The sequence below is a fragment of the Phenylobacterium montanum genome, from assembly GCF_018135625.1.
GTDB classification, from domain to species: domain Bacteria; phylum Pseudomonadota; class Alphaproteobacteria; order Caulobacterales; family Caulobacteraceae; genus Poindextera; species Poindextera montana.
The window spans coordinates 4,984,015-4,997,060 of record NZ_CP073078.1; the positions used below are offsets into that span (position 1 = coordinate 4,984,015).

Consider the following 13,046-nt stretch of genomic DNA (forward strand, 5'->3'; position numbering starts at 1 on the left):
CCCCTTCCCCGCAAGGGGGAAGGGGGTCTTACTTCTACGCCTCTTCTTCCTGCCGTACCTCGCCCTCGACGGCGAGGCCGAGGCGGTCAGACATCAGCAGGGTCAAGAGGGCCTGCATCACCCCGCCGCCCGCGCCATCGGCGCCGGCGCCTGAGATCTGCACCTTGGGCACCACATCGACGCCGCTGGTCTCCAGGGCCTGGGCGAAGCGCTCGGCGACCTGGCGGGCCAGCTGGTAACGGGCGCCGCCCGAGGCGTCGACCTGGCTCTTGATCGCCTCGGCCTGGGCCAGGCCGACCTTGGTGGTGCGCTCGGCCTCGGCCGCGGCCAGGGCAACGACCTTCTTGGCCTCGCCTTCGCCGAGCAGACGCATGCGGTCGGCCTCGGCCTTGGCCAGGGTGCGGGTCTGGTCGGCCTCCTGTTCCGAGCGGGCCAAGTTGGCCTTACCGGCGTTCTGCTGCACCTGGATCGACAGCTCGGACTCGGTGATCGCGCTCTGCTGCTTGGCCCGGGCCTCGGCCTCGCGCAGCTCGCGCTCCTTCTGGGCGGCCAGCTTCTGCCGCTCATAGGTGCCGACCTGCTCGTCGGCGATCTGGCGCTGGCGCAGCTGGGTCAGGATGCGCTCGATCTGATCGTCCCCGGCGACGTTCGGGCGCGGCGTGCCGATCAGCACCTCCTGCAGTTCCAGGTTATAGGCGCCGAAGCGGGTCTTCATCTCCTCCGACGACTGGTTCTGGATCGCGCTGCGGTCCTGCAAGAGCTCGATCAGGGTGCGGGTCTGGCCGATGTTCTTGAAATAGGCCGAGACCATCGGGTCCAGGGTCTGTTCGACCAGCTTCTTGACGTCGCCGAAGCGCTGGATGACCAGGGGCGCCTTGCGATAGTCGATATGCACCACCACCGAGACCGGCAGGGTCGGCTCGAACGCGTCCTTGGTGATCAGCGACACCTCGGCCAGGTTCTCGTCGAAATGGTGCGAACCGCTGACGCCGTGCTCCCACTTCAGGATGAAGTTGGTGGTCGGCACCATGGTCACGCGCCCGGCATAGGTGTTGAAGGCGTACTTGCCGGGCAGCAGCGGCTCGTTCCACACCCCGCGCTGGCCGTTGTCGACCAGCTCGCCGTGGCGATAGCTCTCGCCGGAGGTGTCGACGCCGTCCGGGCCGGTATAGGAGACCACTACGCCCACCTGACCGACCTCGACCACGGTCTTGGCGATCAGCTCGACGGTCGCGAACAGCCGGTTGATGTAGTAGGTGCCCTCGACCAGCACCTGCAGCTGGCGGCCCTTGCGGCCGCCCGCGGCGAGGAACTTGCGCGGGTCCTGGAAGCTGTTGTGGAAGGTCCCTTCGTCCGCCGGGTCCTGGCCCACGGTGGGGGCGATGATCTCGCCGGCCGCGAGGCCCGGGCCGTCATGCACGGTCACCACGCCGATCTCGTCCTCCGCGTCCTTGATCACCACCGGCTCGAAGCCGCCGCGCTCCTCGATCACCTCGGTCATCTGGGCCAGCAGCGCCACCTCCTCGCGGTCGAGACTGAGCGCGAAGGTGCGGTCGCGGGTGACCACGACGAACTGGGCGAGGTTCAGCGCATAGGCGCCTTCGCGCAGGATCTTGCGCTGCGGGCCCTTCTGGCCGCCGGCGGCCAGAAAGCCGCGGGTGTCCTGAAAGTCCACGCCCTCGGGATTGTCGGCCAGGGTCTGGTCGGCGTTCAGCACGCGGCCGTCACGGGCGAACACATAGCCGATGCGGCCCTGGGGAATGGTCACCAGGGGCTGGACATGCAGCCGGTACTGGAACGGGAAGAAGAAATGCACGCCGCCGCGCAGCACGTCGGGCTGGTAGCCGGCCTCGCCGTTCAGAGCGATCAGGCCGCCCTTGATCGAGCCCTTGCCGCTCCAGAGCTTTTCCACGATCGCCACGCGGTTGTTGCCCACATAGCGGATCATGCCGGACACGAAGACGAACACCGTCGCGCCGAGCACGACGAGAAGCGCCGAACCGACGAGCGGTCCAGTCGCCGTTAGCCAAGACATGGGAGTCCTCATCAGGCCGCCGGCTGGCGGAATCGCCAGAACATCTGTCGTGCGGCCGAGCGCGAAATATATGGTCAAGCTTGCCAAGCTCAATCGCAGGTGGCCCGCAATCGGAGGCTTCCCCGATCACGTTTGTGCGATTGGGCGGCCCAATCGGGGCTTCAGCGCCTCAACAGCGCCTGGAATGCCTCGCAGATGGCCGCCACGGGGGCGTTCTTGTGCGCCAGGGCGCTGTTCGCCGGCTCGGTGTGCACCAGCATGGTGGCGTTGGCCTCGAAGACCAGCACCTCGCCACTGGGGAGCAGGGAGAAGTCGACCCCGCAATAGTCGAGGTCCATGCGCTGGCCGATGGCCGTGACCGCCGCCATGGCCTTAGGGCCCAGCGCAGCCTCGGGATCGTCCAGATAGCGCCGCTCCTCGGCCACCCGTGCGGGATCGCCGGGCATGTCGGCGCTTTCATAGTGCACAAGCCAGTCTTGCGAGATGGCCAGATGATAGGGGTAGGGACGGCGATCGACGAAGATCATCCGGTACTTGCGATGCCAGCCGTCCGCCGAGACATAGTCGTGATAGGCGGTGACATAGGCGTCCGCGCCGGCCGGGAGGCTGACCTCAGCCAGTTCGTCCGGCGTCAAAGCCCGCTGCAAGCCCTGGCCGCCGTGCGAGCCGATCGGGCGCAGCAGCACCGGAAGTTCAAGGCCGGCCTTGTCGATGCAGGCCGCCAGACCCTCGCCGGCGATGTCGGCGGCGGCGAGCCGGGCGGTCTTGGGAACGACCACGCCTTCGATGTCGCCCAGCAGCAGGGGCATGTTCTCGCGCCCGGTCTGCATGACCTTGTCAGGCTGGTTGATCACCCGCTCGCCGCTGGCGGCCAGGAAGGCGCGCATGGGCGCCAGCGTTGGGCCGGCGAGGTCGGCGTCGCCGACGGCGTTGAACACCGCGTCGTGGTCGGGCGGAACCTGGCCTGGCGTCGCATATTCGATGAACCAGTTGATCCGGGTGAACCGCGCCTTGGGCAGCAGATAGCGGTGCGGGACGTTGCCGCTCTCGGAGGTGGTCAGGACCAGCACGCGCGCTTCGGGATGCGGCGCGGTTTCGACGATGATGTTCTCTTTGCCGTAGACTAGGTCGCGGTGGCGACGCGCCTCGGCCGCCTGGCCGCGGGCAGCCAGGATCGAGGCCAGGTTCTGGTGCGCCACCCGCATGTCGGGATCGAGTTCCAGCGCCAGCCGGGCGTGATGCTCCGCCGCCTCGTGCTCGCCGGCCAAAAGATAGACCGACGACAGGCTGGCCTGGGCCTCCTTCAGCGTAGGGTCGATGGTCAGGGCCTGCAAAAGGGCGGCGCCGGCCTCTTCGGCCTTGTCCAGTTCCACATAGGCGTTGCCCAGGTTCAATTGGATGGCGGCCCGGCTCGGATCGAGCTTGGCGGCGCGCTCCAGGGCCGGGACGGCTTCTTCCGGGCGACCCAGCTGGTTGAGGGCGGTGCCGAGCAGGAACCAGGTCTCCGCGGAATCCCGGGCCATGGTCAGGGCCTCGTCGGCGACAGCCAGGGCCTCGTCCAAGCGGCCGGCGTGGATCAGGGCCAGGGCCAGGCTGTTGCGGGCGTCCACAGATTGGGGGGCCAGCGCAACCGCCGCCCGGTAAGCTTCGACCGCGCCCGTGGCGTCACCTTGCTCCATCATCGCCGACGCAAGGGCCAGACGCGCCGGCGCCGAATCCGGCAGGCCGGCGGCGGCCCGGCGGCCGGCCTCGATCGCCTGGGACACATCGCCATTCTCGCGCAAAGCGTTGGACAGCTCGACCAGGGCCGCCGCGTGGTCCGGCGCCAGGGCCAGGGCCCGGCGGTAGCCCTCGATCGCGGCCGCATGCGCGCCCTGCCAGTGGCGCAGGTTGGCCAGGGCCACATGAGCCTCGGCGTGGTCCGGACGGACGGCGATCAGGCTCTTGAACAGTTCGGCCGCCGCATCGACCTGGCCGCCTTCGAAATTGAACAGGCCGTAGAGATAGAGCGCGGTCGGCTCGGTCGGGTCAGCCAGCAACACCTGGCGATACAGCGCCTCCGCCTCGGCGCGGCGGCCCGCCTGGTGGTGGTCGAGCGCCAGGGCGACGGTTTCGAAGGACGTACTCACGGATCACCAGGCCTTTTGGTCTTAGGCGCTCGTCGCCGAAGCGGTCGTGGCGGCCGCACTGCCGGTCGCGGTGGCGGCGCTCGCCGTGTCGGTGGTCTGGGCGGCGGCGCCATGGTGATGATGATGGTGGCCGGTCAGGGATTGCAAGCCATTGGAGATCAGGTCGCGAAGGTCGCCCACGGCCGAGACCGCGCTCGACGCCGCCCCGACGGGGTTGGTCTGATAGGAGAGCAGGGCGCTCAGCACGTCCGAGCTGAACTGGCTGGCCGGCGACGAGGCCGGGGGCGTGGTGGCCGAGCTCGAAGATGCAGCGCTTGCCGAGCCGGTCGGCAAGAACTGCCCCGCGCCGGCGGCCGACGATCCGCCGGCGCTCAGCAGCTGCTGCAGCGCTTGCGCCGCGGAATTGTTTGAAATCGCTGAGGTTTGCATAGGGCGACTTTCGCGAGGGACCGGGTTCGCGCCATCGGCCCTGAGGGACCAGCCGGCGCGGTTAACCAAGCCCTGCAAGGCCCGGGCCGCTGTCAGGGGTGATGGACCTGGCCCTTGTCACAGCGGAGCGTACGCCCGTCGATCTTGCAGGCAGCGACGACCACGCCCTTCAGGTCATGCACCTCGGCGGTCCAGGCCGCGGGGCCGGTGCGGGCCAGGGTCATGAAGCCAAAGCCGTCGACCCACGAACTCAACGCGGTCACCACCGCGCCGGGGGCGATGTCGGGCTTGTCGGGCGCCTTGGCGGGCAGGGGAACGATGTCCTCCTGGGTGCCGGAGAAGCCGGCGACGATCTGGACCGGATAGCCGGATGCGAAGCCGACCGCTTCCCAGACATGCACGTGGCCGGACAGAAGCAGGTCTATGCTCGCCGGGAACAGGTTCGCATCGGCCGACCGGAACGCCGCCTGCAGGCCCGGATTGCCGCCATTGAACCTGGGCAGGTCGCTTTTTCCTTCGCTCGCCGAGAGGGCCAGCATCGGGTGGTGATCGGCCAAGAGGTTGTGCGGCGCGCGCGCCGCCAAGGCGGCGATCTTGGCCGCCGTATCCCTATAGCGGGCGAAGCGCGGGTCTTGGGGCGCCATCGGCCCGTTGGGGGCGTTCGAGCTGTCCCAGACGATCAACTGAGAGCCCTTGCCAAGCGGGATTGCGAAGGGATCGCTGTAGTCGCCGACACTATCGTCAGCGGCATGGTTACAGTCGCGTCCGACGACCAGCGGCCGGGCGTCGAGAAGCCGCCACCAGCCCTGGCCCGCCCGGGCGCAAGACTCGTGATTGCCCCGAACCGCGGCCCAGGGGGCGGCGCGCAGCAGGGGCGCGGCGGGCTCCAGGAAATCGGCGCGCCAGGCGTCCAGGCCGTAACCCCAGACGCTGCCGGCGCAGCCGGCCATGCCGTCCGGGCAGGGGTTTTCGCGGTAGAGGTAGTCGCCGACGTGGATCACCAGGTCCGGCTTCCACTTCGCTGCCGCTGCTGCGACCTGGGCAAAGGGATAGGCCTTGGGATCGTTGCAGGCCTGGAAGGCCTTGTCCGCCAGCTTGATGCGGCAGCCGGTGTCGCCGATCACCACGATGCGCCGGATCACCGCCGGCGGCAGGGGCAGGGCCTGGCCGCCGATGCTGGCGGTATGGGCGGTTGGGGGCAACGCGGCCTCGCAGACCGAGGCGTCGAACATCGAGGGCTTGGACTGCGACGGGTTCGAGCGCGTCGGCCGCTGCGGCTCTGTCCCGGCCGGCGCCCGGAGGGTCATGGCCAGGCCCCGGCCGTCGACCACCAGGCTGGGGCATTCGGCGGCCGAGGTCACCGCCCGGGCGATCCGAGCGCCGTTCTCGCCCAGCACCACATAGGCGGTTGCCGGCGCGGCTTGCGCTTGGTGGGCCGCCAGCAGCGAAGCCAGCGCAATGATCGGCGCCCATGCGCCGGCGAACCGCAGGGTGATCAAGAGCTTGCCTCGACGCCAAAAGCCGCGAATCCGCGCCGGGCGCGGAGGTTTCGCTCTATAGGTCGATTGCGACAGTTCGTCAGGCGGCGGCGCCGCTCTTCCGCCACCGTGCTCACGGCGCTTGCGCCAGGCATGCGCGGTCGCCCGAAATGGGTGTCGCATCAGCCGGTTGAACTTCTCCTCAACCTTCGTCGGCTAGGACTTCAGGCCTGAACGCCGCCCAGGAGGCCCGGTTTGCCGGCCGCACAATTCCGCCTTCTCGGTCTGGCCTTCGCCGCCGCCGACCTGCTGTTCGAGGTCGACGAGAAGGGGCTCGTGTCCTTCGCCGCAGGGGCCGGGCAGAAGATCACCGGCCAGGACGACGCCGAGCTGATCGGCCGCCCCTGGGGCGAGCTCTTCACCGAGAATGACCGTCCAGTGGCCGAAGCCCTGCTGGCTGGGCTGGAGGACGGCGAACGCCGTGGGCCGGTGGACCTGGGGCTGGCCGATCTCGATCGCCGCGTCAGCCTGTGCGCCTTTCGCCTGCCGCAACTGGCCCCCCGGGTTTCCTGCGCCCTGACCTTGTCCGGCCGTCTGGCCAAGGCGGGCGGCGGCTTGCTGGGCCGCGCCGACTTCGAGGCCGCGGCCAGCAACCTGATCGACGTGGCCCGCGCGGACGGCCTGCAGCTCGAGCTGAGCCTCGTCGAGCTCGGCGGACTTCAGCGTCAGCGCGGCGCCCTTTCGGCGGAGCTGGCGGCGGCCCTGGACCGGCGGGTCAGCGGCGCCTTGCGCGCCGAGTCTTTCGGCGACGCGGCGGCCGACCTCGGCGAACAGCGCTTCGCCGTGCTGCGCAAGAAGGGCGAAGCGCCCGAGGCCGTCGCTCGGCGCCTGTCGCGCGTGCTTGGCGCGGCGCTGGAGCCCTCGGCCCACGGCGTGCATGTGGACGCCCTGGCCAGCCCCGGGCGAATGATGCGGGCCCTGCGGTTCTCGCTCGACAAGTACCTGGCCGACGGCGCCCCGCCCCAGGCCGCGACCCTGTCCGACGTGGTCGGGCTGTCGGTGGAGAAGACGGTGGCCCAGGCGGGCGCCTTCGGGGCCCTGGTCCGTGAGCGCCGCTTCAAGCTGGTGTACCAGCCGGTGATCTCCCTGGTGGACGGCGCCGTGCATCATCACGAGGTGCTGGTTCGCTTCGAGGGCGATCGGAGCCCCTTCGCCATGATCCGCATGGCCGAGGAGCTGGACCTGATCGAACACCTGGACCGCGCCATTGCCGAGGAGGCCGCCGCCAAGCTGCGGGCCGACCGCTCCGGCCGCCTGCGCCTGGCGGCCAATGTCTCGGGCCGCACCATCGTCAGCCCCGGCTTCATCGAGGGCGTCGCAGGGCTGGCGCGGGGCGGCGATCTCGCCGGGCGGCTGATGTTCGAGGTGACCGAGAGCGCGGCCATCGACGACCTGCCGCGCGCCCAGCGCCACATCGCTGCGCTGCAGGACCTGGGCTTCAAGGTCTGCCTGGACGATTTCGGCGCCGGCGCCTCGTCCTTCGCCTACCTGCGGCAGCTCAATGTCGACGTGGTCAAGATCGACGGCGCCTATGTGCGGGAGCTGACCAGCTCGGGCCGTGACGACGCCATGATCCGGCATCTGGTCGGCCTGTGCCGGGAACTCAAGGTCGACACCGTGGCCGAGATGGTCGAGACCCAGGCGGTCGAAGACGTGCTGCGGCGGGCCGGCGTGGACTACGCCCAGGGGTGGCTTTATGGCCAGGCGGCGCCGCAGCCGGTGTTTCCGGCGGCCGGTCCGGTGGCTGCGCGCCGTCGCGGCGCCGTCGAAAGCTGGGGATAAGGCGTGATCGCCCTGATAGCAGGCCAGCGGCCCGAAATTTCGCCAACCAACTGATTTCTTATCATTAACTCGCCATTTTCGCGCGAAAAGGTCGCGGGAATCTTCCCCGTGTCGATGCGCACCGTTGACGAAACCGTGATCGAAGACGTAGCGACAGGCTATGATGTCGCGATTGTCACGAAACCGCGGCGAAGGAGATTCCATGTCCCAGTCGACTCTGGCGCGCGAAACCTCGCGCGCGGACCAGACTTCTGCGAGCTCGCCGCTCGAGCTGACCATCCTGATGCCCTGCCTCAACGAGGCGGAGACCATCGAGATCTGCGTGCGCAAGGCCCGCGGCTTTCTCGAGCGGAGCGGGGTGAAAGGCGAGGTGCTGATCGCCGACAACGGCTCGACCGACGGCTCCCAGGCCCTGGCCGAAAAGGAAGGCGCCCGCGTGGTCGCCGTGCCCGAAAAGGGCTACGGCGCGGCGCTGATGGGCGGCATCAAGGCGGCCCAGGGGCGCTTCGTCATCATGGGCGACGCCGACGACAGCTATGACTTCGAAAACCTCGAAGGCATGGTTCAGCACCTGCGCGACGGCGCCGAGCTGGTCATGGGCAACCGCTTCAAGGGCGGCATCGCCCCAGGCGCCATGCCCTTCCTGCACAAGTATCTGGGCAACCCGGTGCTGTCCTTCATCGGCCGGCTGTTCTTCAAGATTCCGATCGGTGACTTCCACTGCGGCCTTCGTGGCTTCTCCCGGGCTTCGATCCTGGATCTCGGCCTGCAGAGCCCGGGCATGGAGTTCGCCAGCGAGATGGTGGTCAAGGCCTCGCTGTATGACCTGCGCATCGAGGAGACGCCGACCACGCTGAAGCCGGACGGACGCTCGCGCCCGCCGCACCTGAAGACCTGGCGCGACGGCTGGCGCCACCTGCGCTTCCTGTTGCTGCACAGCCCACGCTACCTGTTCATCTATCCGGGCCTGGCCCTGATCGTCACCGGCCTTGTCGGCGGCGCGCTGCTGGCGCGGGGCGAACTGGCCATCACCCCGCAGATCAAGCTCGACATCCACTCGCTGGTGGTCGCCTGCTTCGCCGTCCTGATGGGCGTTCAGCTGGTCGTGTTCGGCGCCCTGGCCCGACGCTACCAGGCGCTGGAGGGCGTGCTTCCCCCGGGCACCTTCCACAAGTTCCTGCTGGGCCTCAGCCTGGAGTGGATCCTGCGGGCCGCTCTGGTCATCTTCGTCGGCGGCGTCGTCGGGGCGACCTGGGCTGTGGCGCACTGGGCCGGTTCCGGCTTCGGGCCGATCCTCTACAATGACGTGATGCGGGTCCTGGTCATCTCCCTGACCGGCGTCGCGGTGGCCATCCAACTCGCGGCGGCGGGTTTCCTGGCCTCGGTGTTTTCGCTCAGGCGCTGACGACGAGTTCGGCCCACTTAAGGCGCGGGATCCATACTCAGGTGTTCAACCGACTGCGGTCTTATCTGCCGGTCCTGGCCGGCGTCCTGATGCTGGTGGGGGTGGTGGTCGCCAACGGCCGCCCGAGCGTGTTCACCGACACCGACGACTATTTCGTCGAGGGGCGCACCTTCGCCTACACCATCGGCTACGCCCTGCACATCAAGACCCCGCCGCCGCCGCCGACCGACCCCGAGGACATCGCCGACGCCAAGCAGGCGGCGGCGGACCTGCGCATGTCGCACACCGAGATCGGCGCGCGCTCGCCCTACTACGGCCTGCTGCTCTATGCGACCCAGCGGATCGGCACGATCTGGCTGACGACCGTCGTCCAGGCCCTGGTGGGCGCCTGGCTGGTGTTCATGCTCTGGCGGCTGGCCCTGCCGGGCGCGCCGACTTGGAGCGCCTACGCCATGCAGGCGGCCGTGGCCTTCGGCTCGACCTTGCCCTTCTTCGCCAGCTTCACCATGCCGGACGTGTTCTCCGGTTACGCCGTCTCCGGCGCGATCATGCTGCTGGTGTATTGGGATCGGCTGAAGCTGGCCGAGCGGTGGGCGATCGGTTTGATCGTCGGCACGGCCATGACCTTCCACACCTCGCATGTGCTCGACACCCTGGCGATCACGGGCCTTACGGGCATCATGATGCTGATCCTGCGGGCCAAAGGGCTGGCGCCGGCCAAGGCGGTGGTGGCGGTTCTGGCTACTGTGGTCTGCGCGGTGGCCGCGACCTCGATCTACAAGGAAGCAGTGCATGTGAAGACCGGCGACGAGCTGCGCCGGCCGCCCTTCCTGGCCATGCGGGTGATCGCCGACGGGCCCGGCCGCGACTACCTGCGCTGGGCCTGCCCGCGTGGGGCCAAGTGGGTGCTGTGCCAGTTCAAGGACCTGCCGCTGGACGACAGCCAGGACCTTCTGTGGTCCGACGACCGCAAGAAGGGGATCTTCAACGTCACCACCTTCGACAACCGCCTCCAGATGGAGCGCGAGGAGACCAGCTTCGTCCTGCATGCGGTGGCCTTCGAGCCGGTGCAGCAGGTGCTGGCCTCACTGGAGAACTGGGCCTGGCAGCTGACCATGGTCTATCTCGACGACCCGCTGAAGAACCCGCACTACTACCTGACCAACGACTATTGGAGCACGACCAACCTTCCCTGGCTGATCAACCACGCCGCCGACTGCGGCCGCGATCACTGGGGATGCAATCCGCGCCTGTCGATGGACGCCTCGGCGGTGCTGCATTCGGGCCTGTTCCTGATCGGCCTGGCCCTGATCGGGCTCAGGCTGGGGCTGGCGGACATGCGGGCGGGCTTCAAGCAGAAGAGTTTCGTCTGGGGGGAGGAGCGGACGCGGCTTCTGATGCTGCTGACCCTCCTGGTGGCCGCGATCCTGATCAACGGCTTCGTCTGCGGCGCCCTTTCCGGGCCGTTCGCCCGCTATCAGGCGCGGATCACCTGGCTGGTCGCCGCCGGCGCGGCGGTCGGCATGATCTCGCTGGTCCCGGCGGATGGACGGGTGCGCGTCCCTGCCTGGGCCTTGCGCCTATGGGCTCTGCCCCTGGTGCAGGTGTTCGCTCGGCGGATCGACTGGGCCTTTGTCCGCTTCGGCATGGTCGGCGTGGCCGGTTTCACCGTCGATGCGGTGGTGCTGCACGCCATGACCGGCCTTGCCGGCCTCAGCCCCTTTGTCGGCCGGTTCGTCTCGTTCCCGGTGGCGGTGGTGGCCACCTGGCTGCTGAACCGCAGCTTCACCTTCCGACACCAGACGGCGCACGCGCCCTGGCGCCAGGCCCTGGTCTACGCCGCGGTGCAGGGGGCGGGCGGCGTCGCCAATATCGGGGCCTACAGCCTGGCCCTGACCCTCTATCCGCCGTTCAAGCACATGCTGCTGATCCCGCTGGCCTTCGGCTCGGCGGCGGGGCTGTGCCTGACCTTCCTGGGCTCCAAGCACTTCGCCTTCCGCCCGGCCGCCGAGCCGCAGGCGGCGGTCGCGCCCGAACTCGAGTTCCCGGTCGGCGGAGCGGAATAGCGTCGCGCCGACCGGGGCTCGTCAGGCTGTGCGCGTCAGCCAGTTGAACCGGGCGACCATGGCCGTCGCCGCGGCCGCCAGGCCCGCCGCCAGGCCGATCCAGACGCCCAGGCCCTGCATGTGCAGCCAGACACCCAGAACGACGCAGATCGGCGCTCCGACCAGCCAGTAGGCCGCGCCGGCCAGCAGCATAGGCGTCCGCGCATCCTTCAGGCCGCGCAGGGACATGGCCCCCACCACCTGCAGGGCGTCGAACACCTGGAAGGCGGCGGCGACCTTGAGATAGAGGGCGGCCAGCCCCAGCACCTTCAGGTCGTCGGCCGTGCGCCCGCCCAGATAGAGGCCGGCGATCTGACGCCCGGCGACGATCATCAGAAGGCCGCACAGCATCATGAAGCCGGCCCCGACGCTCAGGGCCACGAAGCCCGCCCGGCGCACGCCATGGGCGTCGCCGCGGCCGGCCGCGTGGCCGACCCGGACCGTCGCCGCCATGGCCACGCCCAGGGGGACCATGAAGGTCACCGAGGCGAAGTTCAGGGCGATCTGGTGCGCAGCGACTGGGATGGCGCCGAAGGCGCCCATCACCAGGGTCATGGCGTTGAACAGCATGGCCTCGAAGATCATGGTCATGCCGATCGGCATGCCCAGCCGGAACGCCTCGGTCAGCCGCGCCCAGGCCGGCCTGAGGAACCGGCGGAAGATGCGATAGGCCCGCAGCGCCGGGTTGACGCTGATCACCACCGCCAGCGCCAGGAATGCGAATACCGCTGATGACGCGGTCGCGATCCCCGATCCGCGCAGGCCCAGGGCCGGGAGGCCGAAGTGGCCGAAGATCAGGGCGTAGTCGGCCAGGGCGTTGTAGCCGATGCTGATCCCCATCACCCAAAGCGTGGCGCGCGGATGGCCAAGCGCGGTGGCGAAGTTCCTCAAGACCTGGAAGCCCAGGGCGAAGAACAGGCCAAAGCTCAGCATGCTGACGAACTGTCCGGCGCCGGCGGCCAGCTGCGGCTCCTGATGCAGGGCGAGCAGGATCGGCCGCGCCGACCACAGCAGCACCGTCAGGGGCAGGGTCAGCATGATGCAGGCCCAAAGGCCCATGCGCACGGTGGCGCGGACCTTGGCGCGGTCGAAGGCCGCCTCGCCGGCGATATGGGCGATCATCGGGGCGATCGCCGCCGGCGGGCCGGAGCCGACCAGCCAGGCGAAGTAGTAGACCGTGTTGCCGATCGCGGCGGCGGCCAGGGCCGTTCGGCTCAGCCGGCCCAGCATGACGATGTCGGTGGCCAGGATCGCCATCTGGGCCAACTGGGTCAGCACCAGGGGCGCGGCCAGGCGGATCAGGGCGCGGCCTTCCGCCGCCCACAGGGCCGCGCGCCCCGGCGCGTGGCGGGGGGCCTGGTCTAGGGTCTGGACAGGGGCTTGCATGAGATGGGTCACGGGCTTGGCTTTTTTGGGGTCTGGCCGAGCCGGGAACGCCTGAGCGGGGACATGAAAAACCCCTCCGAAGCGGCCGGCTCGGGAGGGGCGGAAGCGCCAGATCGCGGTTTGCTGATCCTAGGCGGTGGTCTCCTCTCGAGCGCAACGGGCGCACAGGGCGCCTTCAAGCGCCACGGGGCCCGGTCGCGATGAAATGCTCATCTGATTGGTCACGGTCGGCGAAGC

General features: G+C 69.1%; 8 protein-coding genes. 3 read left to right on the plus strand and 5 right to left on the minus strand.

All coding sequences use genetic code 11. From position 1 onward, the window contains the following. Positions 1 to 34: 34 nt before the first annotated feature. The 4 genes from KCG34_RS22840 to KCG34_RS22855 all read right to left on the minus strand — a co-directional run bounded on the left by KCG34_RS22840 (position 35) and on the right by KCG34_RS22855 (position 6,092). Positions 35 to 2,035: an SPFH domain-containing protein gene (locus tag KCG34_RS22840; protein ID WP_211937896.1), complete on the minus strand. Its 2,001-nt coding sequence runs from the start codon at positions 2,033 to 2,035 to the stop codon at positions 35 to 37. Between the two features lie 161 nt (positions 2,036 to 2,196). Next, positions 2,197 to 4,164 (minus strand): tetratricopeptide repeat protein, encoded by a 1,968-nt coding sequence (locus KCG34_RS22845; RefSeq protein WP_211937897.1) that lies wholly within the window; start codon positions 4,162 to 4,164, stop codon positions 2,197 to 2,199. 21 nt (positions 4,165 to 4,185) lie between these two features. Continuing rightward, entirely contained in the window at positions 4,186 to 4,593 is a 408-nt protein-coding gene (locus KCG34_RS22850; protein ID WP_211937898.1) for a hypothetical protein, read from the minus strand. A 92-nt stretch (positions 4,594 to 4,685) separates the two neighbouring features. Next, complete coding sequence (locus KCG34_RS22855) at positions 4,686 to 6,092, minus strand: metallophosphoesterase (RefSeq protein ID WP_211937899.1); 1,407 nt, start codon at positions 6,090 to 6,092, stop codon at positions 4,686 to 4,688. A gap of 234 nt (positions 6,093 to 6,326) precedes the next feature. Here KCG34_RS22855 and KCG34_RS22860 point away from each other — a divergent pair, with 234 nt between their 5' ends. The 3 genes from KCG34_RS22860 to KCG34_RS22870 all read left to right on the plus strand — a co-directional run bounded on the left by KCG34_RS22860 (position 6,327) and on the right by KCG34_RS22870 (position 11,384). Further along, positions 6,327 to 7,913: an EAL domain-containing protein gene (locus KCG34_RS22860; RefSeq protein ID WP_211937900.1), complete on the plus strand. Its 1,587-nt coding sequence runs from the start codon at positions 6,327 to 6,329 to the stop codon at positions 7,911 to 7,913. Positions 7,914 to 8,115: 202 nt separating this feature from the next. Beyond that, positions 8,116 to 9,318, plus strand: a complete 1,203-nt coding sequence (locus tag KCG34_RS22865) for a glycosyltransferase family 2 protein (RefSeq protein WP_211937901.1) — start codon at positions 8,116 to 8,118, stop codon at positions 9,316 to 9,318. A gap of 41 nt (positions 9,319 to 9,359) precedes the next feature. Next, complete coding sequence (locus tag KCG34_RS22870) at positions 9,360 to 11,384, plus strand: GtrA family protein (protein ID WP_211937902.1); 2,025 nt, start codon at positions 9,360 to 9,362, stop codon at positions 11,382 to 11,384. Positions 11,385 to 11,405: 21 nt separating this feature from the next. Here the strand turns inward: KCG34_RS22870 and KCG34_RS22875 are convergent, their stop codons facing one another. Then, positions 11,406 to 12,809 carry an MATE family efflux transporter gene (locus tag KCG34_RS22875; protein ID WP_211937903.1) on the minus strand — a complete coding sequence of 468 codons (1,404 nt, stop codon included), beginning with the start codon at positions 12,807 to 12,809 and terminating at the stop codon, positions 11,406 to 11,408. Between the last annotated feature and the right edge of the window lie 237 nt (positions 12,810 to 13,046).